We start from the raw sequence: 25,031 nt of genomic DNA on the forward strand, positions 1-25,031 counted from the left end.
AACCGCTTCTGGGATATGGCAGACGGATGGAAACTGATAAGAACACTCGGAATTCCGCGGCGGGGCCCGCGACGGCGGGCGCGCTGCGCCAGGCGGGCTCGGGCCTGTGGTCGGCCGGCGCGCTGGCGATTGCGGCGCTGATCGCGGCGCCGCTGGTCGCGGTGATCTGGATCGCCCTCAACCCGACCGAGAACATCTGGCCGCATATGCTGGCCTCGACCCTGCCGCGCTATCTGGCGAATACGGCGGCGCTCGCGGGCGGGGTGGCGGTGCTCTCGGCCGCGGCGGGGACGGGGGCGGCCTGGCTCGTCGTCATGTACCGCTTCCCGGGCAGCCGGCTGCTCGAGTGGCTGCTGCTGCTGCCGCTTGCGGTGCCGGCCTATGTCGGCGCCTATGCGCTGGTCGATTTCCTCGACTATTCCGGGCCGGTGCAGGCCGGGCTGCGTGCCGCCATGGGCTGGGCCACGGCGCGCGACTACTGGTTCCCCGAGGTGCGCTCGCGCGGGGCGGCGACGCTGGTCCTGGCGGCGGCGCTTTACCCCTATACCTACCTGCTGACCCGCTCGGCCTTCCGCGAGCAGTCGGGGGCGAGCTACGAGGTGGCGCGGGCACTTGGCGCCGGGCCTTGGGCGCTCTTTTGGCGGGTCGGCCTGCCGCTCGCGCGCCCGGCGATCGCCGCCGGCGCGGCGATCGCGATGATGGAGACCGTGGCCGATTTCGGCGTCGTCGATTACTTCGGGGTGCAGACCCTGACCACCGGCATCTTCACCACCTGGCTCGAGGCCGGCAATGCGGGCGGGGCGGCGCAGATTGCCTGCGTGATCCTCGGCGTCGTGCTGCTGCTCGTCGCGCTCGAGGCGGCGGGGCGGCGGCGGGCACGGCATTACCAGTCGGCGCGCGGCACGCGCCCGGTGATCGCCACGCGGCTGCCGGGGCTTGCGGGCCTCGCGGCCACGGTGGCCTGCACGATCCCCTTCGCCGCGGGCTTCGTGCTGCCGGTGGCGGTGCTTGGCGCGCAGGCCGCCGCCCATCCCGAGGCCTGGGGCGGGCGCGGCCTGGCCCGTGCCTTCTGGCACACGCTGGTGACGGGCGGTGCGGCGGCGGTGCTGACCGTCGCGGCAGCGCTGTTCCTCGTCTATGGCGTGCGGCTCTCGGGGCGGCGGCTGCCGCGGCTGGTGCTGCCGGTCACGGTGCTGGGCTATGCCGCGCCGGGCGCGGTGCTGGCGGTGGGGATCCTGCTGCCGCTTGCCGCGCTGGACCACCGCATCGCCGATGCCATCGCGGCGCTGACCGGCCATGACCCGGGGCTGATCCTCACCGGTTCGGCCACCGCGATCGTGCTGGCCTATGTCGTGCGCTTCTTCGCGCTGGCCGAGGGCTCGGCCGAGACCGCCTTCGGCCGGATCCCGCCCTCGCTGCCGATGGCGGCACGCTCGCTCGGCCGCAGTGCGGGGGGCGTGCTGCGCGCGGTCTACCTGCCGCTGATGAAGGGCTCGATCGGTTCGGCGCTGCTGCTCGTCTTCGTCGATTGCGTGAAGGAGCTGCCGGCGACGATGCTGTTGCGCCCGTTCAACTACGAGACGCTGGCGACGCGGGTGCACGAGAAGGCGAGCCTCGAGAACCTCGGCGACGCGGCGCCGCCGGCGCTGCTGGTGAGCGCCGTGGGCCTGGCCGCGGTGGTGGTGCTGGCGCGGGCGAACCTGCGCCGGCGCTGAGTGCTTGCGCGATCGGGCCGCGCCCTGTATCGAGGGCCGCATGCCGGCGTAGCTCAGTTGGTAGAGCGGCGATCTTGTAAGTCGAGGGTCGGGGGTTCAAGTCCCTCCGTCGGCACCAATGCCTCGATGTTTTTCATTATTTTTGAGAGACGTGGTGGATGCCTGATTTTATCAGTCCACCTTTTGGCCCACCTTTTGATGGTTCCTTGAAATCATGCCCTGTCGGGTGTTGCCCAGGCATTCGATGTGATGCGCCCGCTGGGATCGATCATCTTTTTGCGCCCGGCAACAGCCCCCTGTGCGGTTCGCTCGAACCGATGGCGCTCACCGCGCATTGCATCGCGCGCCGGACAAAAAATCGTTCTCCAGCGTCAGCTCCCCGATCTTGGCGTGCAGGCCCTTTACGTCGACGGTCGGCCCCGGATCGGCCTTCGGGGCTTCCCAGAATACCCCGGTCGCTCCCTCAAGCAACTGCTCACGCCACTGTTTGGTCTGGTTCGGATGGACGTCAAGATCCTGTGCAAGCTCGATCATGGTCTTTCCGACCTTGATCGCGGCTATCGCCACTCAATCGTCGGGAAAACAGTCCCCCGGACTGTTTTCTGATCCTCCTCATACCTTGAAAGCCGGACTATGGTTCCGGGGTGGTCGTCTTGCCATGGTCTTCTCATCGCTCGCAGCATCATGCTGCTGTTGCGCGGAAAATCCACTTATCCCGGCTGTTCAGATCGCCCCAGCCACCTCACTCGTCAGAACGGCCCTTGGATGTCGAACAATCCCAAGATCCCACATGTCCGCAGGACCGTCCGACCGCCGGCGGGAACTGGCCGCGGCGCGGCGCGGCGCGGTCACGCAGGCGTGGCTGTCCTCCGCGCCGGATCCGTGGCATGCCCGTGCCGAACTGACCACTGTCGCCGGGACCTCTCGATGCGTGCACACCTGCTTTCCCTTGCCACCGCCTGCGCCTTTGCTGCACCCGCGCTGCCGGCGCTGGCGCAATTCGCCACGCTGCCGCCCGCCGATGCGCCGATGAACTTCTCTGCCGCGCAATGCAGCGCGCTGCACGAGATCGAGACCGGCGTGGCGACCCGTTCGGCCGACGAGATCGAGCGGATCGGGGCGGTTCTCGAGGCAAACCAGAATGCAGACCCGGCCGCGGTCGCGCAGCTTTCGGGGCTGTCGCTGCCGACGGTCACGACGATGGGCGCGCTCGACCCGCAGCAGGGCATGGCCTTCTCGCTCGTCTTCGGCTCGATGCTGCGCCACTATCACCCGGAACTGCTGCTCAAGCAGCTGCGCATGCGTGGGCCGCTGGGGCAGGTGCCCGATGTCTCGGGCAGCCCGCTCGGCATGGCGGTTCTCGACGGGCTTCTCGACACGGCGCAGCAGAACTATCTGACGCAGTGCTCGTGAGTCGGGCGGGCGCCCCGGTCGGTGCCGGGGCGCTGGTGTCTCAGCCGTTGCGGCGCTGATCGACCTGCGTCGCCATCACGCACATCAGCTCGAACATCACCGTGGCGCCGGCGAGCGCCGTCATGCCGCCGACGTCGAAGGGCGGCGCCACCTCGACCACATCGGCGCCGGCGATGTTGACCGGGCCAAGGAGGCGCAGCATCTGTTGCGCCTCGCGGGTGGTGAAGCCGCCGATCTCGGGCGTGCCGGTGCCGGGCGCCATCGACGGGTCGATCGAGTCGATGTCGAAGGTGATGTAGGTCGGCGCCTGCCCGACGATCTCCAGCGCCTCGGCGATCACCGCCGCGGGACCGCGCGCCACGAATTCCTCCATGTAGATGATGCGGATGCCCTGCGCCTTCGCCCAGTCATGCTCGCCGGGTTCATAGACCGAGCCGCGGATGCCGATCTGCACCACGCGCTTCGGGTCGAGCACGCCCTCCTCGATCGCGCGGCGGAAGGGGGTGCCATGGGTGAAGCGGTTGCCGCCGAAATAGGTGTCGTTGGTGTCGGAATGCGCATCGAAATGGATCATCCCGAGCGGCTTGCCGCCCCCCCGCGGCCCGTTCGCGACGGCGCGCAGCGAGGGCAGGGTGGTCAGGTGGTCGCCGCCCACGGCAAGCGGCAGTGCGCCGGTGGCGACGATCGCGGCCATGCCGTTCTGGATCCGGGCGATCCCGTCCATCACGTCGATCGGGTTCACCGAGAGGTCGCCCACATCGGCGATATTGGCGATCTCGAAGGGGGCGGCGCCCGAGACGTGGTGCGCGCTGCGCATCAGGCTCGACATGTTGCGCACCTCGCGCGGCCCGTGCCGGGCTCCGGCGCGGTTCGTCGTGCCGCCATCCCACGGAATCCCGATCAGCGCGATATCGAGCCCTGCGGCCGAGGCCACGGCGGGCAGGCGCATGAAGGTCGAAAGCCCGGCGAAGCGCGGCACTTCGGCGGCGTCGATGGGCTGGTGGAACTTGGTCATTTTCAGCGTCCTCAGTTGAATTCGCGGGCAACGGCGGCAACGATGCCGGCGGTGCAATCGGCCAGAAGCCATTCGCCCTTCGCGGCCGACGACCCTTCGGTCAGCGACAGCACGCCCGAGGGCGGCACCTCGGCGCAGGGCTTGGGGTAGCGGTCATAGGGCAGGAAGGCGGCGGGGCCGTCATGGGCGGCCTTTGTCAGATCGACAAGCTCGGGGCGCAGCGCCATCATCATCGAGGTCTCGATCACCGAGGCATGTTCGAGCTCGATCCCCGGATAGCCATCGGGGAAGATGCGATCGAGCGTCTCGGGCTGCACCATGTCCCAGTGGTCGACGCGCAGGATGACAAGGCCATCGGTGCGGTCACGCCCGATCGCGTCAAGCGCCAGTTCGATCCCCTCGATCGTCGGGCCGATATTCTCGTAATGCCCGTTCACGGTGACGATCTTGCGCACCTTCTGGCGGAAGAGGTCGCAGATCACGTCGCGCACGATCAGCGCGAAGGTCTGTGCGGTCAGGTTCACCGTGCCGGGAAAGCCCGGGCCGCCGCCGGTTTTGGGTTGCGAGCGGTTGCCATAGGCCAGCGTCGGCAGCACCAGCCCGCCGACCTCGGCCGCCGCCCGTGCGGCCACTGCGGTGGGCAGCACCACGTCGACGTTCAGCGCCATGTGCCGGCCGTGCTGTTCGGTCGCGCCGAGCGGCAGGAACACCGGCGCGCCGGCGGCGATGCGGGCCTCGACCTCGGGCCAGGGCAGTTCGGCATAGAAAACGGTGTCGGTCATCGTCTGGTCCATCACATCATCGCCGCGCCGCCATTGGCGCCGAGGCATTGTCCGATAAAGAGCGTGGCGCCGGGGCCGGCGAGGAAGACCACGGCGGCCGCCACTTCCTCGGGGCGGCCGATGCGGCCGATCGGGTAGGCGGTTTCCTCGGCCTGCGCGCGGGCGTCGAGTTTCTCGAAGCCCAGAAGCGGGGTGTCGGTCGGCCCGGGCGCCACGGCGTTCACCAGAACCCGCGGTGCCAGTTCGCGCGCCCAGGAGCGGGTCGCGCCCAGCATCGCCGCCTTGGTCGCAGCATAGACCGAGGCATTGGCGCGGCCGAGATAGGCGAGTTCCGAGACGGTGTTGATGATCCGCCCGCCGTCCGGCAGATGCGGCAGCACCTCGCGCGCGACCAGCATCGCGCCGCGCACATTGACCGCGAACATCCGGTCGATATGGGCGGCGCTCAGCGCGCCAAGCGGGGCTTCCTCGAGGATGCCGGCGTTGTTGACGAGGATGTCGATGCCCCCCATCCGCGCCGCCGCGCCGGCGACCGCCGCCACGATCTGCGCCTCGTCGGCAAGGTCGCAGGCCAGGATCTGGAACGGCGCCTCGGTGCTGAGCAGATCAAGGCCGATCACCTCGGCGCCGGCCTCCTGCAGCGCGCAGGCGGCGGCAAGGCCGATGCCGCTCGCCGCGCCGGTGACAAGGGCACGCTTGCCCGCAAGCGGTTTCACCATGGGACTTCTCCTCGGTCGACGCCCAGCGACTGGCCGGTGATGTTCGCGGCAAGGTCGGAGGCAAGAAACAGATAGGTGGGGGCCATGTCGGGCGGCTCCATCAGACCGGGCAGGGCCTGCCCGGCGACGATGTCGGTGAGCAGATCGTCCTCGGCCCGGCCCGCCTCGGCCGCGATCCGGCCGAGCGAGCGCATCGAGGCCTCGGTCCGCACCCAGCCCGGGCAGACTGCGTTCACCCGGATGCCGCGGGGGCCGAGCTCGCGCGCCCAGGTCTTGGTCAGCCCGATGATCGCGTGCTTCGAGGCGACATAGGCGCCGAAACCCGGTTCGGCCACGCGGCCCCAGATCGAGGCGGTGTTGACGATCGCGCCGCCCGCGCCCATCCGGCCAAGCGCCGTGGCGGTGACCAGCGCCGTGCCGGTCACGTTGATGTCGATCACCCGGCGGAAGGCGTCGGTCGTCGCGTCCGACGCATCCGCGATCGGCGTCATCAGCTCGAGGCCTGCATTGTTGATCAGCACGTCGATGCGCTCGAGGGGCGCGAGGGCGCGGAGCACCTCGGATTTCACCGAGATGTCGGCCTCGGCCGCGGTGGCGCCAAGGTCGGCGGCGCGCGCGTGCACCGCGGCGTCATTCGCGATCAGGTGCAGCGTCGCGCCGGCGCGGGCGAAGCCCTGGGCGATGCCCAGCCCGATGCCGCGGCTCGAACCGGTGATGACGACGGTGCGGCCGGTGAAGTCGAGGCCGGTCATTTGTGCCCCTCCTCGCGCATCATCCGCATGATCTTGCGCTCCATCTCGGCATAGCCGGGCAGGGCGATCACATCTTCCTTGTTGCGCAGCCGGCCGGGCTTGAAGGTGGGGAGGATCTCCTCCTTCAGTCGGCCCGGATGGCTCGACAGGAACACGATCTTGTCGGCGAGAAAGATCGCCTCCTCGATGTCATGCGTGACGATGATCATCGTCGTGCCCGAGGCCTCGGCGACCTCGATCATCAGCTCCTGCATCTGCCAGCGGGTCTCGGCGTCAAGGGCGCCGAAGGGCTCGTCCATCAGCAGCACGTCGGGGGCATTGGCCAGCGTGCGGGCAATCGCCACACGCTGCCGCATGCCGCCCGAAAGCCGCGAGGGATAGGCGTCGATGAATTTCGACAGCCCGACGAGGCCGATGAAGCGCTCGGCCCGCGCGCGCCGTTCGGCCGCGGGCACGCCGTTGATCTTCATGCCGAATTCGACGTTCTTGCCGACCGACATCCAGTCGAACGAGCTGTAGGCCTGAAACACCATGCCACGCTCGCGCCCGGGCCCGTCGATCGGGGTGTCGTTCAGTAGCACGGCACCCGAGCTCTGGGTCTCGAGCCCGGCGATCATCCGCAGGATGGTGGACTTGCCACTGCCCGAGGGGCCGAGGAGCACGCAGATCGAGCCCTTCTCGACCGCGAAGGTAACATCGTCGACCGCGGTCAGTGCCTGCCCGCCGGGCAGATCGAAAGTCTTGGAAACGTTTTGGATTTGCAGCAGGGCGGACATCAGCGCTTGTCCTCCAGATAGGGGAAGAGGCGGCGGTGGAGCAGGGCGAAGGCCATGTCGCAGGCCATGCCGAGCGCGCCGATCACGATGATGCCGGCAAGGATCTCGTCGGTCTTCAGGAACCGGCGGGCGCGCATCATCATCGCGCCGATGCCGGTGGTCGAGGCGACGATCTCGGCGATCACCAGATAGGTCCAGACCACGGCCAGCATCTGCCGCATCGCGACGAGGATATTGGGCAGCACGGCAGGCAGCATCACCTGGAACACCGTCACCCGGCGATTGGCGCCAAGCGTCAGCGCGGTCTCGATCAGCTCCTTGCGGATCTCGCGGGTGTGGTCGGCGATCAGGGTGACGAGGAAGAAGATCACACCGAGGAAGAGAAGCGCGAGCTTCGGCGTCTCGCCGGTGCCGAACCACATCAAGAGGATCGGGATGAAGGAGGGCGCGGGCAGATAGCGCCAGGCCGAGACGAAGGGGGCGAAGACGGCGTTGATCGCCGGGAAGGCACCCATGGCGACGCCGAGCGGCACCGCGACGAGGCTGGCAAGCGCAAAGGCGATCAGCACCCGCCCGATGGAGATCAGCACATCGGCGCCGAAGCCCTGCTCGGCGAAGAGCCGCACGATGGTGGCAAAGACCTTGCCGGGCGGCGGCACCAGGATCGGGTTCACCCAGCCAAGCCCCGAGGCGAGGATCCAGACCCCGAAGAAGGCGATCCAGACCCCGAGGGCCGAGATCAGCGCCTGTCGCCCCGAGACCGGGACGCGGACTTGCAGCAGCCGGGCTTTGCGCCCCTTGGAAGCGGTCGACATCGGGTCCTCCGTTGCTCCCCGCGGCGGGTGCCGCGGGGCAATGCCGGGATCAGTTCGCGGTGAAGGACTGGCGATAGCCCTGCGCCACAAGATCGCCCATCAGCGAGCAGTCGATGCCTTTCGCCGGATCGATCTTGGTCTTCATCAGGCCAAGCTTGATCCACCACTCGTTGGTCAGCGCGACCGAGCCGGGCATCGAGCCGTTCGACAGGCCGAAGGGCGGATCGCCCGCCAGCACGCCGCAGGTGCGCGCGCTTTCGTCGAAGTCGAAGACATAGATGCCGCCGTCGAGGCTCTTGCCATTGGTGCCGATCACCGCGTTGACGTCCTCGACCGGCCATTGCAGGGTCTCGGCCATCAGCGCGTTCACCTCCTCGACATGGTCATGCCAGTAACCGCGGGCGTCCCATTCGGCCTTGAGGACGGCGAGGGCCGCGTCGCGCTTCTTCGCGATGAAGTCCTTGTTCATGTAGAGCGAGTCCATGAAGATGCCGGTCTTCAGCATCTCGGGGTCGGTGGTGTTCACCACCGATTTCGCGCCGGGCGCGGCCTCGAGCACCTTCGAGATCCAGGGCTCGTACATGTAGGCCGCGGCCAGGTCGCCCGAGAGCATCGGCCCCACCGCCTCGTCGGCATTGAGGTTCACCCAGGTCACGTCGCCGGGCGCGATGCCCTGCCGGTCGAGCCAGAGCCCCATCAGCAGCTGCCCGATATAGGCCTGCGGCGCGGCAACCTTCTTGCCCTTCAGCGCGGCGGGGTCCATGCCGGCGGCGAGGATCACGTGATCGACCCCGTAGGAGGGGTTGAGATAGGCGACGTTGACCTCGTTCAGCCCGGCCTCGACCGAGACCGGCACGTAATCGGCGGTGCAGCCGTAGACGTCGATCTGCCCCGCGGCGAGCGCCGCATGGCCGCCGAGCGGGTCCTCGAAATTGGTGATGTTGAGGTCGTAACCGGGCAGCAGGTTCTTCTGCCTGGCCACGTCGAGCATGGCATAGCCGGGCCAGGACACGCACATGCCGATGTTGATGGTGTCCTTGGCCGAGGCGGTTCCGGCACTCAAGGCGGCGATGGCAGCAAAGGCGATGGTCAGCGTCTTCATCGTGGGGCTCCCTGACGGTCGTCGTTTTTCTTGGTGATGTCGTGAGTGGTGGTCGTGCGAGTGATGGTGGTCTTGCAAAAATTCATACGTGGCAAAATTCTTTAGTCAATAAAAAATTTGAGACGATAAATTGTTTGTTGCAATTCCCGCCCCGAGACGAAATGATGCCGCCATGACGGAACAACAGCCCACCAGCCTGCGCGAGCGGCAGAAGGAAGACCGCAAGGCGCGCATCATCGCCGCCGCCAAGAGCCTGTTTCTCGAGGCCGGTCTTGAAAAGATCACCATGGAGGCGATCGCCGAGATCGCCGGCGTCTCCAGTGTCACCGTGCACAATTACTATGGCACGAAATCGGGGGTGCTGCTGGCACTTGTGGCGGAAAGCGACCGCGAGCTGCTGGCGACGCTCGAGCGCGGGTTGCGCGCGCGGGGCGAGACCCTGACCGACCGCGTCCTCGGCTTCTTCGAGATCGTCTGCCGCCACACCCAGACCCATCTCGACAAGGCGATCTGGCGGCAGGTGATCGCGGCCTCGGTCTCGGGCACCGAACCGCGCTTCGGCAAGCTCTATCACGAGCTCGACAACCGTCTGGCCTCGGTGCTGATCCGCGAAGTCGAGCGCATGGTCGGGGCGGGGATTCTGCCGGAAACGGTCGATCCGGCGCATTTGGGCTGGGCGCTGTTCAACCTGCAGAACGCCCGCTTCATCGAGTTCATCGCGGCCGATGGCAGCAGTTGCGAGGCCGGGCTCCAGCACCTGCGCAACGATCTGAATGCGCTGATGCCGGGCGGGTTTCCGGGGCGCTGAGGCTCAGCCTTCGGCAAAGACCTCGCCCGGGCGGAAGGCGCGGAACCGCTCGGGCGCGATGCCGGCCGTGGCAAGCGCCGCGGCAAGCAGCTCGGCCGGTTCCTCGCGCGGCTCGTCGGTCAGCTGGAAGGTGCCCCAGTGAAAGCCAAGCGCCGCGCGCGCGCCGATGTCGCGAAAGACCTGCACCGCCTCGTCGGGCGCGATGTGCTGCGCGGCCATGAACCAGCGCGGCGCATAGGCGCCGATCGGGATCAGCGCGATGTCGGGGGCGCCGTGGCGGGCGCGGATGGCGCGGAAGATCGCGCCGTCGCCATAGCCCGTGTCGCCCGCGAACCACAGCCGCGCCGCGGGGCTGTCGATCCAGAACCCGCACCACAGCGCCCGCCGCCGGTCGCCGAGCCCGCGCGCCGACCAGTGGTTCGCCGGCGTCAGCGTCGCGGCGATGCCGGGGGCGAGGGGCACCTCCCCGTGCCAGTCGGCGGTGACGATCCGCGCCCCCGTCACCGCGCGCCGCACCGTCGCATCGGTGCCGAGCGGCATCACCATCAGCGGCCGGTGCCGCGCCTGCAGCCGGCGCAGCGTGGCGATGTCGAGGTGGTCATAGTGGTTGTGGCTGAGCAGCACCGCGTCGATCGGCGGCAGCCGGTCGAAGTCGATCCCCGGCGCGGTGACACGGCGCGGGCCGATCAGCCGCGAGGGGCTGGCGCGTTCGGACCAGACCGGATCGGTGAGCAGGTTCACCCCGGCCACCTGAATCAGCATCGTCGCATGGCCGACCATGGTGACCCGCGCGGGGCCCGATCGGGCCGGCGGCACGGCGGGTGTCACCGCCACCCGTTTCGGCCAGGGCGCGCGGTTGCCCTCGCGCTGCCAGCGCAGGATCTCGCGCAGGCTGCGGTCGGGCGAGGGCTGGTCCGGCGCGAAGAAGCGCGTGCCGTCGAAATGGTCGCTGACGGGGCCGGCATAGGGGCGGGAGCGGAGCATGGTCATCGTCCTCCGGGCGCGGATGCGTCCCCTTCAGATGGACGGCGCGGGCCGCGCTGTCCAGCCCCGGCTGCCGGTCGGTCATCTCGGGCGAAAAATCATTCCGTTCCGGAATGAGGTCGGGTCCAATCCGAATTGGCGTTTCGCGGTGCCGCGCGGCAGTCTTGGCGCATCGGGCGACGGCGCCCGACCTCGGGCCTGGTCCCGGTTTCCCCGCTCCGGATGTGCTGCCGGTCAGGTCGCGGACAGCTGTCCGCGGGCCCGGGGAAGCTGGTGCGCCGGCCTTGCCCGCGCCCGGCGGTTCCGGGCCTGAACGGATTGTCGAGGACGAGACCGAAGATGCGTGAACAGTATGATGTCGTGATCGTGGGCGGGGCCGTGATGGGCGCCTGCACCGCCTACTGGCTGGCGTCGAACCCGGACTTCGACGGCACGGTGCTGGTGGTCGAGCGTGACCCGAGCTATGCCACCGCCTCGACCGCGCTTTCGGCCTCGGGCATCCGGGTGCAGTTCTCGAACCGCGCGAATGTCGAGATCGGCCTCTTCGGTCATGACTTCATCCGCGATTTCCCCGACCTGATGGAGGTCGAGGGCGACCGGCCCAGCCTTGGCTATCACCCGGGCGGATATCTCTTCATCGCCAATACCGACGATCAGGTCCGCATCCTGCGCGAGAACCATGCCGTGCAGCGCGCCGCCGGTGCCGAGGTCGAGCTGTGGGATGCCGACAAGCTGAAATGGGCCTTCCCGCATCTGAACACCGAGGACGTGCTGCTGGCCTCCTATGGGCTGAGCGGCGAGGGCTGGTTCGACAACACCGGGATCATGGCGGGAGCCCGGCGCAAGGCGCGCGCGCTCGGCGTCGATTTCGTCGCCGACGAGGTCGTGGCGATCGCGCGCGAGGGCAACCGGGTGACCGGCGTCACGCTGAAATCGGGGGCGAGCGTCGGCGCCGGCACGATCGTCAACGCCGCCGGGCCGCGCGGCGGGCGTGTGGCGCGCATGGCCGGGCTCGATCTGCCGGTCGAGCCGCGCAAGCGCACGCTCTTCGTCTTCGACGCGGCGGGCACGCCCGAGGGCAGCGCACGGGTGAACGATGGCCGGCTGCCGCTGATGGTCGATCCGACCGGCGTCTGGTGCCGGCCCGAGGGGCGTTTCTTCATCGCCGGCGGCGTGCCCGAGAACGACCTGCCGCCCGATTACGACGATTTCGACCCTGACCACCCGGAATGGGAAGAGCAGATCTGGCCGGCGCTGGCCGAACGCTCGCCGAATTTCGAGGCGCTGAAGCTCGTGCGCTTCTGGGCCGGGCATTACGATTACAACACCTTCGACCAGAACGGCATCGTCGGCCGCCATCCCGAGGTGACGAATTTCATCTTCCAGAACGGCTTTTCCGGGCACGGGTTGCAGCAGGGCCCGGCGGTCGGCCGCGCGGTGATGGAACTCATCACCTATGGCGGCTATCGCAGCATCGACCTGAGCGACATGCGGTTCGAGCGCATCGCCGAGGGCCGGCCCTTCCTCGAGCAGGCGATCGTCTGAGCGGGCGTGGCGGGGTGGGGCGCGGCGGTCAGCCGGTCAGCCCCGCCCGAAGCGCCGCGATCACCTCGCGCAGCCCCGCGGTCAGCCGCTTGTCGCGGCGCAGCACCAGCCCGAGGCGGCGGCACAGTCGCGGCTCGAGCGGCACCGAGCCGAGCCCGCCTGCCTTTCCGGGCCGCACCGAGGAGGCGGGCAGTACCGACCAGCCGAGCCCCGCGCCGACGATCTCCTTGATCGCCTCGACGCTGCCAAGCTCCATCACCGGCTTCGGCTGCAGCCCGGCCGCGGCGAACCAGCCGTCGATCAGCAGCCGGGTGTGGCCCGCATCCTCGTAAAGCACCAGCGGCCGGGCGGCGAGGGCCGCCGCGGTGATCGGCCCCACGGGCGCCTCGGTGGCGGGACAGACCGCGACCAGATCCTCCTCGAAGATCGGCGTGACCTCGAGCGAGCGGCCCGGCGCGGGCAGGGTCACAAGGCCGAGATCGAGGGTGTTCTCCTCGACCAGACGGCGGATCTCGGGGCTGTTGCCGGTGCGCACGGTGCAGTCGAGCCCGGGCATCTCCCGCTTCAGCGCGCCGAGGATCGGCGGCAGCAGGTAGATGCAGGCGGTGGCGCCGGTGCCGATCCGCACCCGCCCGGCGCGGCCGGCGCGGAAGGGCTGCACCGCCTCCTGCATCGCCTCGACCTCGTCGCGGATCCGGCCCGCACCGGCCAGCACCACCCGCCCGGCCTCGGTCGGACGCATGTGGCGGCCGCTGCGCTCGATCAGCCGCACGCCGAAGAAGGTCTCGAGCGCGCGGATCTGCTGGCTCACCGCGGGTTGCGAGAGCGCTTCCTTCTCGGCCGCGGCCGAGAAACTGCCAAGCTCGGCCACATCCGCAAGCAGGTCGAGATGGCGCAGGGTCAGGGTATTCTTCAAGGTTTTCCTTATCGATTGCATAAGAAGCATAGCATTTCCTTTTGCAATCCGGAATGCCATCCTGCCCGCGACATCCTTGCGGAGCAGAGCATGAGCGACGCCTTTCCCCTGACCTTGCGGCCCTGCCGGGCCGATGACCTTCCCGCCATCCAGGCGATCTATGCCGAGGCGGTGCGCTTCGGCACCGCAAGCTTCGAGCTCGATCCTCCGGATCTGACCGAGATGCAGGCGCGCTGGCAGAAGGTGGTCACCGCCGGTTTCCCCTATCTGGTCGCGCTGCGGCAGGGCGCGGTTGTCGGCTATGCCTATGCCGGCGCCTACCGGCCGCGCCCGGCCTATCGCGGCACGGTCGAGAATTCGGTCTATGTCGCGCCGGCGGCGCAGGGGCTCGGCGTCGGCCGGGCGCTGATCCGGGCGCTGATCGCCGAGTGCACCGCGGCGGGGTTTCGCCAGATGGTCGCGGTGATCGGCGATAGCGCCAATGCCGCCTCGATCGGGCTGCACCGCGCGATGGGGTTCGAGCCGGTCGGCACGCTGCGCTCGGTCGGCTGGAAGCACGGGCGCTGGCTTGATTCCGTGCTGATGCAGCGCCCGCTCGGCCCGGGCGATGACACCCCCTTCGAGGGCTAGCGATGCTGCCCCGCCGCACCGTCGCCGCGGTCGGGCTGAGCCAGCTGGTGAACTGGGGCCTGTCCTATTACGCGCTTGGCGTCTTCGGCCCCTCGATCGCGGCCGAGCCGGGCTTTGGGCCCGCGCTTGCCTATGGCGGCTTCTCGCTGGCGCTTGCGGTGATGGGGCTCAGCTCGGCCGCGCTTGGCCGCGCGGTCGACCGCCACGGCGGGCGGGCGGTGATGAGCGCGGGCTCGCTGCTGCTGGCGCTTGGCTGTGCGATGCTGGCCGTGGCGCCGGGGGCGGGGCTGTATCTGGCCGGCTGGGTCGTTCTCGGGCTCGGCATGCGGATGTGCCTTTACGAGGCGGCCTTCGCGGCGCTGGTGCAGGCCGGGGGCAGCGCCGCGCGGCCGGCGCTGTCGCAGATCACCTTGCTGGGCGGGCTCGCCTCCAGCCTGTTCTGGCCGCTCGGGGCCTTCCTCGAGGGCGCGCTTGGCTGGCGCGGGGCGCTGCTTGTCTATGCCGCGATCGCGCTTTCCATGCTGCCGCTTTACCGGCTGCTGCCGGCGGCGGGGCAGGGCGGGGGCGGCACTGCCGCGCCGCGCCGCGCGACGATCCCGCCCGAGACGCGCGCCGCCGCCATCCTTTTCGCCGCCATCGTCGCCGCCACCGCCTTCCTCAGCTCGGGCCTCTCGGCGCATCTGATCGCGCTGCTGACCGGGCGGGGGATCGACCCGGAAGGCGCCGTCGCCCTTGCCGCCCTGCCCGGGATCGCGCAATCGGCGGCGCGGCTGCTCGAGATCGTGCTTGGCCGCCGGCTCGATCCACGGGCGCTGGCGCTGGTCGCGGCAGGGATCCTGACGCTTGGCATGGCGGCGGGGCCGGCGATCGCCGGGGCAGGGCCCGTGGCGGTGCTCTTCGTGCTCGCCTATGGCGCCGGCAACGGGCTCCTGACCATCGCGCGCGGCAGCCTGCCGCTGGTACTGTTCCCGGTCGCCGATTACGCGGTGATCGCCGGGCGGCTGATCGGCCCGTCCTTCTATGCCGCGGCCGCCGCGCCGCTGATCTACGCGACGCTGATCGCGCGGGCCGGCCCCGGTGCCGCGCTGGGACTGAGCCTTGCGCTCGCGCTTGTCGCCGCGGCCGCGGCCGCCATGCTGTTCCTGCGCCGGCCCGCGCCGCTCTGACCCCGGCGCGGAAAATCCCAGCACCCCCTGTTGACAGCCCGCCCGTTCGGTCGCATGGTCACGCCCGTAACCAGGGGTGCTCCAGATCCGGGGCTGAGATGCGCGAGGACCGCGCGGACCCTTCAAAGCTGATCCGGGTAATGCCGGCGGAGCGAGGGCATCATGTTCATCGGCGCGCAAGTGTCGCTTTATCCGATGACGTCGGAATTCATCCGGGTCATCCTGTCGGGCCTCGAGGCCCTCACCCCCTATCGCGACAGCCTGCGGATCGAGACCGACGACATCTCGACCCTGATGGTCGGCGCGCCCGGGCCGCTCTTCGATGCGGTGCGCGACCTCTTCGCCCGCACCGCGCAGGACCCCGCGCATGTGACGATGCATGTCACCTTCTCCCGCGGCTGCCCGGGCGAGCCCGACGAGCCCGCCTGCCGCTGCGAGACATTGACCCGCGCGCAGGGCACGCCCTTGGCGCAGCGCCAGGCCGAGGCCCTGGCCGCGGTGCAGGCGGCGCCGGTGCTGGGCGTCGAGATCGACGTGCAATTCTCGCTCTACGTGCTCGGACAGGACCGGCACATGGACGAGATCTATGGCTGCATCGACGTCCTCAAGGCCTCGGGCACCTTCCTGCGCTCGAAGAATTTCTGCACCCGGCTGCGCGGCGACGCGGGCGCCGTGTTCGAGACGGTGCGCCAGGCCTTCCTGCGATTCGGTCCGGCCGAGGGGCATGTGACGATCGACCTGACGGCCTCGGCCAATAGCCCCAGCCCGCGCTGAGCCCGGACCGGAGGTTCTGCCGATGCTGTCGCGTGCGCTGCCGCCGCTGATCGTTGCTGCCTGCCTGCTGGCGGGCTGGGAGGCCTATTGCCGGCTGGCCGGGGTCTCGCCCCTGATCCTGCCCGCGCCCTCGGCGGTGCTGCGCGCGCTGGTTCTGAACCGCGCCGAGATCGCCGTCCATGCCGGTGCCACGCTGCAGGTCGCGGCGATCGGCTTTTCCGCCTCGGTCGCGGTGGCGCTTGCGGTCTCGGTGGCGCTCCACTTCCTGCCGCGGGCCGAGCGCGCGCTGATGCCGCTCTTCGTCGCCAGCCAGACCGTGCCGCTCGTTGCGCTCGCGCCGCTGATGATCCTGTGGTTCGGCTTCGGGCTGCTGCCGAAGGTGCTCTTGGTGATCCTCGTCACCTTCTTCCCGATGCTGCTGACGCTGCTTGCGGGCTATCGCCAGACCCCGCCCGCGTTGCGCGAGCTCTTGGCCTCGATGGGGGCGGGGCGGGGGCAGGTGTTCCTGCGCGCCTGCCTGCCCGCGGCGCGGCCGTCGTTCCTGTCCGGGCTCAGGGTCTCGGCGACCTATGCGATCGTGGCGACGATCTTTGCCGAATATGCCGGGGCGCGGCGGGGGCTGGGCATCTACATCCTGCAGGCGAAGAACACCTTCCGCCCCGATCTCGTGCTGGCGGCGGTGCTGGTCTCGGCGGGGCTGACGCTGGCGCTGCTCGCGCTGATCGGTGGTCTGGCCCGGCTGACGGCCCGCGGGCCGGAGGCGCGCCATGACTGAGGCGGGGCTCGATCTGAGCGGGCTGACGATCCGGGCGGGCGCGCGGGTGCTGGTCGAGGACCTGTCGATGACCTTGCCGACCACCGGCATCACCGCGCTGATCGGCCCTTCGGGCTGCGGCAAGTCGACGGTGCTGCGCTGGCTGGCGGGCATCCTGCCCGACACCCTTGCCGCCGAGGGGCAGGCGCGGATCGGCGGCCGGCCGCTGCGCCTGCCCGATCCGGCGATCGGCTTTCAGCCGCAGGCGGATGCGCTGTTTCCCTGGCTCACCATCGCCCAGAACGCCGCGCTCGGGCTGCGGGTGGCGGGGCTGTCGGCGCCGGCGGCGCGCGCCCGGGTGGCGCCGCTGTTCCCGGCCTTCGGCCTTGCCGGCACCGAGGCGATGTATCCCGCCGAGCTGTCGGGCGGCATGCGCCAGCGCGCCGCCTTCCTGCGCACGATGGTGCGGGATGGGCAGTTCCTGCTGCTCGACGAGCCGTTCTCGGCGCTTGATGCGGTGACGCGGCTGCGGCTGCAGGGCTGGCTTCTGGCGCGGCTGGCCGAGCGGCCGCGCAGCGTGCTGCTGGTCACTCATGACCTGCACGAGGCGACCTCGCTTGCCGACCGCATCCTGGTCATGGCGGCGCGCCCCGGCCGGATCCGGGCCGAGATCGCCGTGCCGATCCCGCCATCCGCGCGCAGCGAGCACAGCCTTGCCCCGCTGCGCGAAACCCTGAAAACCCTGTTGCTGGAGGACCCCCCGACATGATCCGATCCCTTGCGCTGGCGCTTGGCCTGCTGCTGCCGCTTGCGACCACGGCCACGGCCACGGCCGAGACCGCCACCCCCGTCACCGTCGCGCTCGACTGGACGCTGAACACCAACCACGTCGGCCTTGTCGTCGCGCAGCAGAAGGGCTTTTACGCCGAGGCGGGGCTGGCGGTCGAGCTGCTGCCCTATTCCGACACCAGCCCGGCGGCGCTGCTGGCGGCGGGGGCGGCCGATTTCGGCTATCTGACCTCGCTCGGCTTCCTGTCGGCGCGGGCAAGCGGGGCGGATCTGGTCGCGCTCTGGGCGACGATGCAGCACGAGACCGGGCGGCTCGTCTACAATTCCGACAACACGGCGATCACCCGCCCGGCCGATCTGTCGGGCAAGGTCTATGCGGGCTTTGGCGGGCCGGCCGAGGCGGCGCTGATCGGCACGATGATCCGCGCCGACGGCGGCACGCCCGAGTGGACGACCGTGACCCTCGGCACCGGCGCCTACGAGGCGCTGGCGGCCGGCAAGGTCGATTTCACCCTCGAGGTCGCGACCTGGGAAGGGGTGAACAGCACGCTCGAGGGGCGGCACCAGTCGTCCTTCCGCTATGCCGATTTCGGCGTCCCCGACCAGCAGAACGGCTATATCGCCGCGCGTGCCGAAACCGTGGCGAAGAGCCCCGAGATGGTCGCAGCCTTCATGCGCGCGACGCAGAAGGGGTATGAATGGGCGGCCGACCACCCGGCCGAGGCGGCCGATCTGTTGCTGGCGGCGGGGGATTTCCCGAACCCGGCACTGGTGCGCGGCTCGATGGCGGCGATCGACGCGGGCGGCTATCTGCGTGACGGCAGCACCCCTGTCGGCACGATCGACCCCGCGCGCTTTGCCGCGATGGCGAAGTTCCTGTTCGACAGCGGCGTGCTGAAGGACAGCAGCGGCGCGGCGCTTTCCTGGCCGGGCGATGTCTCGGGCTGGCATGACCAGCGCTGGATGGCGGAGTAAGGCTCAGCCTGCCCGGGCGGCGGCGCGCAGATCGGCAAGCAGCGCCGCCGCCGCGATCGGCCGGCGCCCCTCGCGGATCAGGGCGCACAGCCGCGCGTTCACCGGCGCCCGCCGCCCAAGCCTGCGGGCGAGCGCCACCACCTCGCCGTTGATCCAGTCGATCTCGGGCGGCCGGCCGGCCTCAAGGTCGTCGGCCATCGAGGACCGCGCGCTCGGGTCGATGCGCAGCATCGCGCCGGCCAGACGCCGGAAGACCGGGTCGGGCAGGGCCAGCACCCGCGGCACGAGGGTGGACGGCAGCGGCGTCAGCCGGGCCGGGCGCACCCGCCCTTCGCGGCGCAGCAGCGCGAGCGCCTCGGTCTGCGCCAGCGCCAGCGCCCGGCGATAGTCGCGCTGCGCAAGCTCTGCCCGCAGCGGCAGGCCGGAGAGCGCATTGACCGCGTTGTTGAGGTTCAAAAGCAGCTTGCCCCAGAGCACCGCCTCCATGTCCCGGCGCAGGTCGAGCGGCAGCCCGGCGCGGGCGAAGACCGGCGCGAAGGCCGCGGCGCGGGCGTCGACGGCGATCCGCCCCGCGGTGGCGCGGTGGTGACGCCCGCCCGGCCCGGTGATGACGTTGAAGGGTACCATGCCCGCCAGCACGGTGATTCCGGGCAGCGCCGCCGAAAGCCGGGCGGCATTGCCGAGGCCGTTTTGCAGGCTCACCACCACCGCATGCGGCGCGAGCACCGGGGCAAGCGCGCGCCCGGCCGCCTCGGTCGCGGCGGATTTCACCGTCACCAGCACGAGGTCGCAGCCCGCGAGCGCCCGCGGATCGTCGGTCGCAAGGCAGGCCCGGGTGCGGCCGTCGCGCCCGTCGAGGTCGCTCACCCGCAGCCCGTCGCGGCGCAGCGCCGCCATCTTCGGCGCGCGCCCGACCAGCACCACCTCGGCCCCCGCAAGGGCGAGGCAGCCGCCGACATGGCCGCCCACGGCCCCCGCGCCGAAGACGCCGATCCTCATGCCGCCCGCCCCGCGGCCCGGCCCGAGAACAGGCAGCCGCCGAGGAAGGTGCCTTCGAGCGCGTTGTAGCCGTGATAGCCGCCGCCGCCGAAGCCCGCCGCCTCGCCGCAGGCGAAAAGGCCCGGGATCGGCCGGCCGTCGGCGCCAAGCGCCTGCCCGGTCAGGTCGGTCTCGATGCCCCCCAGCGTCTTGCGCGTCAGCACATGCAGCCGCACCGCGATCAGCGGTCCGGCGATCGGGTCGAGGATCCGGTGCGGCCGCGCCGTGCGCATCAGCCGGTCGCCGAGATAGGCGCGCGCGCCGCGCAGCGCGGTGATCTGCACGTCCTTGGCGAAGGGATTTGCAAGCTCGCGGTCGCGCGCCTCGATCTGTGCGCGCAGGTGATCGGCCTTGATCGGCCGCGCGCCGATCCGGTTCATCCCCGCCACCAGTTCCTCAAGCCCGCGGGCAACGACGAAATCCTCGCCATGGCGCTTGAACGCCTCGAGTGGCGGCGCCGCGGCCCGGCCGAGCCGGCTGCGCAGCAGAAGCGGGATGTCCTTGCCGGTGAGGTCGGGGTTCTGCTCGGACCCCGAGAGCGCGAATTCCTTCTTCGCGATCGCCTGGGTGGTGACGAACCACGAATGCGGCTGGCCGATGCGGCACAGATGGGCGAGCGTGCCGAGGCTGTCGAAGCCCGGCAGGCAGGGGGCGGGCAGGCGATTGCCGTCGGCGTCGAACCACATCGAGGAGGGGCCGGGCAGGATCCGGATGCCGTGGTTCGGCCAGATCGGGTCCCAGTTCCGGATGCCCTCGGTGTAATGCCACATCCGGTCGTTGTTGATGACCCGGGCGCCGGCGCGTTCGGCATGGCCGATCATCAGCCCGTCGACATGGGCAGGCACGCCGCAGACCATGCTTTCGGGCGGCGGGCCGAGCCGCTCGACCGGCCAGTTCTGTCGCACCAGCGCGGCATTGCCGCCGATGCCGCCGCTCGCCACGATCACCGCCCCGGCGGCGATCTCGAACCGGCCCGCGACGGCGCGCGTGCTTTCCATGCCGCGCCCGGCGGCGTCCTCGGCCAGGATCTCGCCCTCGACCCCGGTGATGCCCTCGGGCCCGCCGCAGAGCGCGGTGACGCGGTGACGAAAATGCAGCCTGAGCCGGCCCTCGGCCTCGGCCGCGCGGACGCGGGCGACGAAGGGGGCGAGCACCCCGGGCCCGGTGCCCCAGGTGACATGGAAGCGCGGCACCGAATTGCCGTGCCCGTCCGCCAGCCCGCCACCGCGCTCGGCCCAGCCCACGACCGGGAACCAGCGCATCCCGAGACCGTGCAGCCAGGCCCGCATCTCGCCCGAGGCGAAGGCGAGATAGGCCTCGGCCCAGCGGCGCGGCCAGGCATCCTCGGCGCGGTCGAAACCCGCCGAGCCGAGCCAGTCGGAGAGCGCCAGATCGGCGCTGTCGCGGATCCGCATCCGGCGCTGCTCGGGGGTGTCGACCATGAACAGCCCGCCGAGCGACCAGAACGCCTGCCCGCCAAGGCTTGCCCGCGGCTCCTGGTCGAGGATCGTCACGCGCCGGCCGCGGTCGAGCAGCTCGCAGGCGGCCACCAGCCCCGCAAGCCCGCCGCCGACGACGATAACGTCGGTTGTCTCTCCCATTGTCTCCTCCCCGGACAAGGCCTCCGATCCCGATGCTGGGGCAGGCCCTTGCAGGCGTCCATAACGACGCAGCGTCAGCGGCGGGGCTTGCGCGCGAGGGGCAGGCGGATATGCTCGCGGCCATGGCACATCGCGCGCAGATAGGGGGCACGGACCCCGCCGAACCGGCCCCGCATCGCGGGGTTCCGGGCGCGCCCGGCCTTGACGAGATGGCGCGCGCGGCGGGCGACGAGGTCTGGATGGACGTGCTGTCGGCCGTCGACCGCACTTATGCCGATCTCGTCGATTATCAGGAACGGCTGGAACATCAGAACCACGCGCTCGAGGACATGCGCTCGTTCCTCGGCTCGATCCTGGCGAGCGTGTCGGATGCGCTGATCGTGGTCTCGCGCGCGGGCGAAGTGGTCGAGACCTCGGCCTCGGTCGGCACGCTGACCGGGCATCCGGCGGCCGACTGGCACGGAAAGCCGCTCGCCGAGATGGTCGAGCCGCAGACGATGGCGGCGCTCGATGCGGCGCTGGCCGAGGCCGCGAACAGCCGCCGCCCGGTGACGCTTGAAGGCGCGTTGCGCGGCCCGGCGGGCCCGGCGCCGCTGGAACTGTCGGTCAGCCCGCGGCTTGACGAGCGGCAGCGGGTGGTGGGCTATGTGCTGACCGGCCGGCCGCTCGGCGAGCTGCGCCAGGCCTATTCGGCGCTTGCCCACAGCCACGAGGATCTGAAGGCGGCGCAGGCGCAGCTGGTGCGCAACGAGAAACTCGCCTCGCTCGGCCGGTTGCTGGCCGGCGTCGCGCACGAGCTGAACAACCCGATCTCCTTCGTCTATGCCAATGCCCATGCGCTCGAACGCTATGCCGGCAAGTTCGAGACTTATTTCGAGCAGGTGGCGCAGGGGGCGAGCCGCGAGCGGCTGATGGCGCTGCGCGAGGAGCTGAAGCTTGACCGCGAAGTGCGCAACCTGCGCGACGCGGTGCGCGGCGCGCGCGACGGCGCCGAACGGGTGCGCGACATCGTCGAGGACCTGCGCCGGCTCTCGGCCGAGGGCTCGGGCGAGATGGTCGAGTTCGATCTGGTCGAGACCGCGCGGATCGCCGCCACCTGGGTGCGGCGCGGCTCGAAGACCCTGGCCGAGGTGCGCTTCACCGGCCTGCCCGCGCTGAAGGTGAGGGGCCGGCCCGGGCATATCCAGCAGGTGGCGATGAACCTCGTGCAGAACGCGATCGACGCGCTCGACGGTCGGGCCGACGGCGCGATCGAGATCTCGGCGCGCACCGCGGGGGACCGCGGCGTGCTTTCGGTTGCCGACAGCGGCCCGGGTGTGCCCGAGGATCTGGCGCAGGCGGTGTTCGACCCGTTCTTCACCACGAAGCCCGTCGGCCGCGGCACCGGGCTTGGCCTGTCGATCAGCAACAAGATCGTCGAGGAGCACGGCGGCCGGTTGCGGCTGTGCCCGAGCGGCAGCGCGCTTGGCGGCGCCTGCTTCAGCTTCGATCTGCCGCTTGCGACGGGGGAGAGCGCATGAACATCCTGTGGCTGCAGGCGTCCGGGTGTGGCGGCTGCACGATGTCGCTTCTGTGCGCCGAGGATCCGAACCTCTTCGACACGCTCTCGGGGGCGGGGCTGCGCTTCCTGTGGCACCCGGGGCTGAGCCTCGAGACCGGGGCCGAGGCGCGCGCGATCCTCGCCGCCGCCGAGGCGGGCGAGGTGGCGCTCGATATCCTCGCCGTCGAGGGCGCGATCGCGCGCGGGCCGCGTGGCACCGGGCGGTTCCAGATGCTGTCGGGCACCGGGCGCTCGATGCTCGACTGGCTGCGCAGCCTGGCGCCGATGGCGGAGAACGTCGTCGCCGTCGGCACCTGCGCGACCTATGGCGGGGTGACCACGGCGGGCGGCAATCCGTCGGACGCGGTCGGCGTGCAATATGACGGCGCCCATCCGGGCGGCGCGCTGCCCGCCGGGTTCCGTGCCCGCTCGGGCCTGCCCGTCATCAACGTCGCGGGCTGTCCGACCCATCCGGGCTGGGTGACCGAGACGCTGCTGATGCTGGCGGCGGGGACGCTCGGGCCCGAGGATCTCGACGCCTTCGGCCGGCCGCTCTTCTACGCCCAGCACCTCGTGCATCACGGCTGCCCGAAGAACGAGTTCTACGAATACAAGGCCTCGGCGATCGAGCCGGGAGAGATGGGCTGCATGATGGAGAACCTCGGCTGCATCGGCACCCAGGCGGTGGGCGATTGCAACATCCGGCCCTGGAACGGTGAGGGCAGCTGCACGCGCGGCAATTACCCCTGCATCAACTGCACCGCCCCCGAGTTCGAGGAACCCCGCCATGCCTTCGGCGAGACGCCGAAGATCGCGGGCATTCCGGTGGGCTTGCCGACCGACATGCCGAAGGCCTGGTTCATGGCGCTCGCCTCGCTGTCGAAAGCCGCGACGCCCGCGCGGATCGCCACCAACGCCACCGCCGACCGGATCGAGACCCCGCCCACCCTGCGCAAGCCGAAGGGCCGGCGATGAGCGGGCTGACGCGGCTGGTCGTCGGGCCGTTCAACCGGGTCGAGGGCGATCTCGAGGTGCATCTCGACATCGCCGGGGGCGTGGTGGCCTCGGCCGAGGTGAACGCGCCGCTCTATCGCGGTTTCGAGCGGATGCTTGACGGCAAGGACCCGCGCGACGCGCTGACCATCGCGCCGCGGATCTGCGGCATCTGCTCGATCAGCCAGTCGGCGGCGGCGGCACGGGCGCTTGGTGCCGCGATGGGGCTGGCGCCGACGCCGCAGGGCGCGGCGATGGCGGCGCTGATCCACGCGGTCGAGAATGTCTCGGACCACCTGCTGCATTTCAACCTGTTCTTCATGCCCGATTTCACCCGCCCGGCCTATGCCGGCCGCGGCTGGTATCCGCGCGCGGTGGCGCGCTTCACCGCGATCGAGGGCGGCGCGCAGCGCGCGGCGATCGAGGCGCGGGCAAGCCTGATGCACATCCTCGGGCTGATGGCGGGGAAATGGCCGCATACGCTGGCGATCCAGCCCGGCGGCGTCACCCGCGCCCCGGGCCCGCGCGAGAAGCTGCGCATCGAGATCACCCTGCGCGCCTTCCGTCGCTATCTGGAAGAGGTGGTCTTCGGCGGCCCGCTTGAGGATTTCGTGGCGCTGGAAACGGTTGCGGCGCTGACGGGCTGGGGCCGGGGCGACGTCGGGCTGTTCCTCGAGATCGCCGCCGATACCGGGCTTGCGGGGCTTGGTCGGGGTCGCGGCCGTTACCTGAGCTTCGGCGCCTATCCGCTTGAAGACAGGCGGATCTATGCCCCCGGCCTGTGGCAGGACGGGGCGGTGCAGCCGGTGGTTGACGCGGCGATTGTCGAGGACCTGAGCCACGCCTGGATGCTCGGCGAGACCGCGCATCCCTTCGCCGCCGAGACCCGACCCGACGAGGCGATGCGCGCGGGCGCCTACAGCTGGTGCAAGGCGCCGCGGCTGGCCGGAGCGCCGGCCGAGGTCGGTGCGCTTGCCCGGCAGGTGGTCGATGGCCACCCGCTGGCGCGTGCGCTGGCGGCCGGGGGCGGCGGGGTGCTGGCGCGGGTGGCCGGGCGGCTGCTGGAGCTTGCCCGCACGCAGCTGGTGATGGAGGAGCTCGCCCGCGGCATCGACCCCGGCGCGCGCTTCATCACGCAAGGGAAGATCCCCGAGGTCGGGCAGGGGGCGGGGCTGGTCGAGGCTGCGCGCGGCGCGCTTGGCCATTGGCTGCGGATCGAGGGCGGGCGGATCGCGTCTTACCAGATCATCGCGCCGACGACCTGGAACTTTTCGCCCCGCGACGCGGCGGGGGTGCCCGGACCGCTCGAGGCGGCACTGGTCGGCGTGCCGGTGGCGGCGGGCGACGACACGCCGGTCGCGGTGCAGCATGTGGTGCGCTCCTTCGATCCGTGCATGGTGTGCACGGTGCAGTGAGGGGGCGTGTGGGG

Annotated in this window: 24 protein-coding genes, 1 tRNA gene, 1 pseudogene and 1 riboswitch; of the genes and pseudogenes, 14 read left to right on the forward strand and 12 right to left on the reverse strand. The window is 70.5% G+C overall.

Annotation, left to right across the window (positions count from 1 at the left end; all coding sequences use genetic code 11):
• The first annotated feature begins 26 nt into the window (after nucleotides 1-26).
• Nucleotides 27-1,715: an ABC transporter permease gene (locus DYS74_RS09610; protein ID WP_121533240.1), complete on the forward strand. Its 1,689-nt coding sequence runs from the start codon at nucleotides 27-29 to the stop codon at nucleotides 1,713-1,715.
• A gap of 42 nt (nucleotides 1,716-1,757) precedes the next feature.
• Nucleotides 1,758-1,833, forward strand: a tRNA-Thr gene (locus DYS74_RS09615).
• 236 nt (nucleotides 1,834-2,069) lie between these two features.
• Here DYS74_RS09615 and DYS74_RS18940 read toward each other — a convergent pair.
• Nucleotides 2,070-2,282 (reverse strand): annotated as a pseudogene (locus DYS74_RS18940) (transposase); the annotation flags it as partial.
• A gap of 360 nt (nucleotides 2,283-2,642) precedes the next feature.
• Here DYS74_RS18940 and DYS74_RS09625 point away from each other — a divergent pair.
• Nucleotides 2,643-3,128, forward strand: coding sequence for a hypothetical protein (locus tag DYS74_RS09625; RefSeq protein WP_121533244.1), 486 nt, complete (start codon nucleotides 2,643-2,645; stop codon nucleotides 3,126-3,128).
• A gap of 40 nt (nucleotides 3,129-3,168) precedes the next feature.
• Here DYS74_RS09625 and speB read toward each other — a convergent pair whose 3' ends face one another.
• The 7 genes from speB to DYS74_RS09660 are packed head-to-tail and all read right to left on the reverse strand — an operon-like array spanning nucleotide 3,169 to nucleotide 9,089.
• On the reverse strand, nucleotides 3,169-4,143 hold the full coding sequence (speB, locus tag DYS74_RS09630; protein WP_121533246.1) for an agmatinase: 975 nt from the start codon (nucleotides 4,141-4,143) through the stop codon (nucleotides 3,169-3,171).
• A gap of 11 nt (nucleotides 4,144-4,154) precedes the next feature.
• The gene (locus tag DYS74_RS09635) at nucleotides 4,155-4,925 is read right to left on the reverse strand and encodes a creatininase (protein WP_121533375.1); all 771 of its coding nucleotides are present in this window, start codon (nucleotides 4,923-4,925) and stop codon (nucleotides 4,155-4,157) included.
• Nucleotides 4,926-4,936: 11 nt separating this feature from the next.
• Nucleotides 4,937-5,644 carry an SDR family NAD(P)-dependent oxidoreductase gene (locus tag DYS74_RS09640; protein WP_121533248.1) on the reverse strand — a complete coding sequence of 236 codons (708 nt, stop codon included), beginning with the start codon at nucleotides 5,642-5,644 and terminating at the stop codon, nucleotides 4,937-4,939.
• A complete protein-coding gene (locus DYS74_RS09645; RefSeq protein ID WP_121533250.1) occupies nucleotides 5,638-6,396 on the reverse strand; it encodes an SDR family NAD(P)-dependent oxidoreductase in 759 nt (252 codons plus the stop codon). The genes DYS74_RS09640 and DYS74_RS09645 overlap by 7 nt, the downstream gene beginning before the upstream one ends.
• Nucleotides 6,393-7,172: an ABC transporter ATP-binding protein gene (locus DYS74_RS09650; protein WP_245965249.1), complete on the reverse strand. Its 780-nt coding sequence runs from the start codon at nucleotides 7,170-7,172 to the stop codon at nucleotides 6,393-6,395. Before DYS74_RS09650 ends, DYS74_RS09645 begins: the two co-directional genes overlap by 4 nt.
• Nucleotides 7,172-7,987 (reverse strand): ABC transporter permease, encoded by an 816-nt coding sequence (locus tag DYS74_RS09655; RefSeq protein WP_121533252.1) that lies wholly within the window; start codon nucleotides 7,985-7,987, stop codon nucleotides 7,172-7,174. Before DYS74_RS09655 ends, DYS74_RS09650 begins: the two co-directional genes overlap by 1 nt.
• Before the next feature lie 49 nt (nucleotides 7,988-8,036).
• Nucleotides 8,037-9,089 (reverse strand): ABC transporter substrate-binding protein, encoded by a 1,053-nt coding sequence (locus tag DYS74_RS09660; RefSeq protein WP_121533254.1) that lies wholly within the window; start codon nucleotides 9,087-9,089, stop codon nucleotides 8,037-8,039.
• 172 nt (nucleotides 9,090-9,261) lie between these two features.
• On the opposite strand from DYS74_RS09660, the gene DYS74_RS09665 reads away from it, so the two are divergent.
• Nucleotides 9,262-9,897, forward strand: a complete 636-nt coding sequence (locus tag DYS74_RS09665) for a TetR/AcrR family transcriptional regulator (protein WP_121533256.1) — start codon at nucleotides 9,262-9,264, stop codon at nucleotides 9,895-9,897.
• Nucleotides 9,898-9,900: 3 nt separating this feature from the next.
• On the opposite strand, the gene DYS74_RS09670 is transcribed toward DYS74_RS09665, so the two are convergent.
• Nucleotides 9,901-10,881 carry an MBL fold metallo-hydrolase gene (locus DYS74_RS09670; RefSeq protein WP_121533258.1) on the reverse strand — a complete coding sequence of 327 codons (981 nt, stop codon included), beginning with the start codon at nucleotides 10,879-10,881 and terminating at the stop codon, nucleotides 9,901-9,903.
• A 339-nt stretch (nucleotides 10,882-11,220) separates the two neighbouring features.
• On the opposite strand from DYS74_RS09670, the gene DYS74_RS09675 reads away from it, so the two are divergent.
• Complete coding sequence (locus DYS74_RS09675) at nucleotides 11,221-12,426, forward strand: NAD(P)/FAD-dependent oxidoreductase (RefSeq protein ID WP_121533260.1); 1,206 nt, start codon at nucleotides 11,221-11,223, stop codon at nucleotides 12,424-12,426.
• A 28-nt stretch (nucleotides 12,427-12,454) separates the two neighbouring features.
• On the opposite strand, the gene DYS74_RS09680 is transcribed toward DYS74_RS09675, so the two are convergent.
• Nucleotides 12,455-13,342: a LysR family transcriptional regulator gene (locus DYS74_RS09680; protein ID WP_220668839.1), complete on the reverse strand. Its 888-nt coding sequence runs from the start codon at nucleotides 13,340-13,342 to the stop codon at nucleotides 12,455-12,457.
• 90 nt (nucleotides 13,343-13,432) lie between these two features.
• On the opposite strand from DYS74_RS09680, the gene DYS74_RS09685 reads away from it, so the two are divergent.
• The 6 genes from DYS74_RS09685 (at nucleotide 13,433) to DYS74_RS09710 (ending at nucleotide 18,430) form a co-directional block, all read left to right on the forward strand.
• Entirely contained in the window at nucleotides 13,433-13,972 is a 540-nt protein-coding gene (locus DYS74_RS09685; RefSeq protein ID WP_121533262.1) for a GNAT family N-acetyltransferase, read from the forward strand.
• A gap of 2 nt (nucleotides 13,973-13,974) precedes the next feature.
• Entirely contained in the window at nucleotides 13,975-15,138 is a 1,164-nt protein-coding gene (locus DYS74_RS09690) for an MFS transporter (RefSeq protein ID WP_121533264.1), read from the forward strand.
• Between the two features lie 62 nt (nucleotides 15,139-15,200).
• Nucleotides 15,201-15,310, forward strand: a riboswitch (TPP riboswitch).
• Nucleotides 15,301-15,912, forward strand: a complete 612-nt coding sequence (locus tag DYS74_RS09695; protein ID WP_121533266.1) for a YkoF family thiamine/hydroxymethylpyrimidine-binding protein — start codon at nucleotides 15,301-15,303, stop codon at nucleotides 15,910-15,912. Its footprint overlaps the riboswitch before it by 10 nt.
• Before the next feature lie 22 nt (nucleotides 15,913-15,934).
• Complete coding sequence (locus tag DYS74_RS09700) at nucleotides 15,935-16,687, forward strand: ABC transporter permease (protein ID WP_121533268.1); 753 nt, start codon at nucleotides 15,935-15,937, stop codon at nucleotides 16,685-16,687.
• On the forward strand, nucleotides 16,680-17,435 hold the full coding sequence (locus DYS74_RS09705; protein ID WP_121533270.1) for an ABC transporter ATP-binding protein: 756 nt from the start codon (nucleotides 16,680-16,682) through the stop codon (nucleotides 17,433-17,435). Before DYS74_RS09700 ends, DYS74_RS09705 begins: the two co-directional genes overlap by 8 nt.
• Entirely contained in the window at nucleotides 17,432-18,430 is a 999-nt protein-coding gene (locus DYS74_RS09710) for an ABC transporter substrate-binding protein (RefSeq protein ID WP_121533272.1), read from the forward strand. The genes DYS74_RS09705 and DYS74_RS09710 overlap by 4 nt, the downstream gene beginning before the upstream one ends.
• Before the next feature lie 3 nt (nucleotides 18,431-18,433).
• Here DYS74_RS09710 and DYS74_RS09715 read toward each other — a convergent pair whose 3' ends face one another.
• Together DYS74_RS09715 and DYS74_RS09720 are read right to left on the reverse strand one after the other, a co-directional pair.
• Nucleotides 18,434-19,429 (reverse strand): 2-dehydropantoate 2-reductase, encoded by a 996-nt coding sequence (locus tag DYS74_RS09715; RefSeq protein WP_121533273.1) that lies wholly within the window; start codon nucleotides 19,427-19,429, stop codon nucleotides 18,434-18,436.
• Nucleotides 19,426-21,069 (reverse strand): FAD-binding dehydrogenase, encoded by a 1,644-nt coding sequence (locus DYS74_RS09720; protein WP_121533275.1) that lies wholly within the window; start codon nucleotides 21,067-21,069, stop codon nucleotides 19,426-19,428. The genes DYS74_RS09715 and DYS74_RS09720 overlap by 4 nt, the downstream gene beginning before the upstream one ends.
• A gap of 209 nt (nucleotides 21,070-21,278) precedes the next feature.
• On the opposite strand from DYS74_RS09720, the gene DYS74_RS09725 reads away from it, so the two are divergent.
• Genes DYS74_RS09725 through DYS74_RS09735 form a run of 3 tightly spaced genes read left to right on the forward strand, consistent with a single transcriptional unit; the run spans nucleotide 21,279 to nucleotide 25,017 of the window.
• Nucleotides 21,279-22,589 carry a sensor histidine kinase gene (locus tag DYS74_RS09725; protein WP_121533381.1) on the forward strand — a complete coding sequence of 437 codons (1,311 nt, stop codon included), beginning with the start codon at nucleotides 21,279-21,281 and terminating at the stop codon, nucleotides 22,587-22,589.
• Nucleotides 22,586-23,584, forward strand: a complete 999-nt coding sequence (locus DYS74_RS09730; RefSeq protein ID WP_121533277.1) for an NADH-quinone oxidoreductase subunit B family protein — start codon at nucleotides 22,586-22,588, stop codon at nucleotides 23,582-23,584. Before DYS74_RS09725 ends, DYS74_RS09730 begins: the two co-directional genes overlap by 4 nt.
• A gap of 5 nt (nucleotides 23,585-23,589) precedes the next feature.
• A complete protein-coding gene (locus DYS74_RS09735) occupies nucleotides 23,590-25,017 on the forward strand; it encodes a nickel-dependent hydrogenase large subunit (RefSeq protein ID WP_121533383.1) in 1,428 nt (475 codons plus the stop codon).
• The last annotated feature ends 14 nt before the right edge of the window (nucleotides 25,018-25,031 follow it).

Origin of the sequence: Paenirhodobacter hankyongi (assembly GCF_003664585.1) — a bacterium.
In the GTDB taxonomy this organism is placed as follows: Bacteria; Pseudomonadota; Alphaproteobacteria; order Rhodobacterales; family Rhodobacteraceae; genus Rhodobacter; species Rhodobacter hankyongi.

Coding starts and splice junctions, on each gene's coding strand:
- DYS74_RS09610 (WP_121533240.1), top strand. CDS start 27: ATGGAAACTGATAAGAACACTCGGAATTCCGCGGCGGGGCCCGCGACG.
- DYS74_RS09625 (WP_121533244.1), top strand. CDS start 2,643: ATGCGTGCACACCTGCTTTCCCTTGCCACCGCCTGCGCCTTTGCTGCA.
- speB (WP_121533246.1), bottom strand. CDS start 4,143: ATGACCAAGTTCCACCAGCCCATCGACGCCGCCGAAGTGCCGCGCTTC.
- DYS74_RS09635 (WP_121533375.1), bottom strand. CDS start 4,925: ATGACCGACACCGTTTTCTATGCCGAACTGCCCTGGCCCGAGGTCGAG.
- DYS74_RS09640 (WP_121533248.1), bottom strand. CDS start 5,644: ATGGTGAAACCGCTTGCGGGCAAGCGTGCCCTTGTCACCGGCGCGGCG.
- DYS74_RS09645 (WP_121533250.1), bottom strand. CDS start 6,396: ATGACCGGCCTCGACTTCACCGGCCGCACCGTCGTCATCACCGGTTCG.
- DYS74_RS09650 (WP_245965249.1), bottom strand. CDS start 7,172: ATGTCCGCCCTGCTGCAAATCCAAAACGTTTCCAAGACTTTCGATCTG.
- DYS74_RS09655 (WP_121533252.1), bottom strand. CDS start 7,987: ATGTCGACCGCTTCCAAGGGGCGCAAAGCCCGGCTGCTGCAAGTCCGC.
- DYS74_RS09660 (WP_121533254.1), bottom strand. CDS start 9,089: ATGAAGACGCTGACCATCGCCTTTGCTGCCATCGCCGCCTTGAGTGCC.
- DYS74_RS09665 (WP_121533256.1), top strand. CDS start 9,262: ATGACGGAACAACAGCCCACCAGCCTGCGCGAGCGGCAGAAGGAAGAC.
- DYS74_RS09670 (WP_121533258.1), bottom strand. CDS start 10,881: ATGCTCCGCTCCCGCCCCTATGCCGGCCCCGTCAGCGACCATTTCGAC.
- DYS74_RS09675 (WP_121533260.1), top strand. CDS start 11,221: ATGCGTGAACAGTATGATGTCGTGATCGTGGGCGGGGCCGTGATGGGC.
- DYS74_RS09685 (WP_121533262.1), top strand. CDS start 13,433: ATGAGCGACGCCTTTCCCCTGACCTTGCGGCCCTGCCGGGCCGATGAC.
- DYS74_RS09690 (WP_121533264.1), top strand. CDS start 13,975: ATGCTGCCCCGCCGCACCGTCGCCGCGGTCGGGCTGAGCCAGCTGGTG.
- DYS74_RS09695 (WP_121533266.1), top strand. CDS start 15,301: ATGTTCATCGGCGCGCAAGTGTCGCTTTATCCGATGACGTCGGAATTC.
- DYS74_RS09700 (WP_121533268.1), top strand. CDS start 15,935: ATGCTGTCGCGTGCGCTGCCGCCGCTGATCGTTGCTGCCTGCCTGCTG.
- DYS74_RS09705 (WP_121533270.1), top strand. CDS start 16,680: ATGACTGAGGCGGGGCTCGATCTGAGCGGGCTGACGATCCGGGCGGGC.
- DYS74_RS09710 (WP_121533272.1), top strand. CDS start 17,432: ATGATCCGATCCCTTGCGCTGGCGCTTGGCCTGCTGCTGCCGCTTGCG.
- DYS74_RS09715 (WP_121533273.1), bottom strand. CDS start 19,429: ATGAGGATCGGCGTCTTCGGCGCGGGGGCCGTGGGCGGCCATGTCGGC.
- DYS74_RS09720 (WP_121533275.1), bottom strand. CDS start 21,069: ATGGGAGAGACAACCGACGTTATCGTCGTCGGCGGCGGGCTTGCGGGG.
- DYS74_RS09725 (WP_121533381.1), top strand. CDS start 21,279: ATGGCGCGCGCGGCGGGCGACGAGGTCTGGATGGACGTGCTGTCGGCC.
- DYS74_RS09730 (WP_121533277.1), top strand. CDS start 22,586: ATGAACATCCTGTGGCTGCAGGCGTCCGGGTGTGGCGGCTGCACGATG.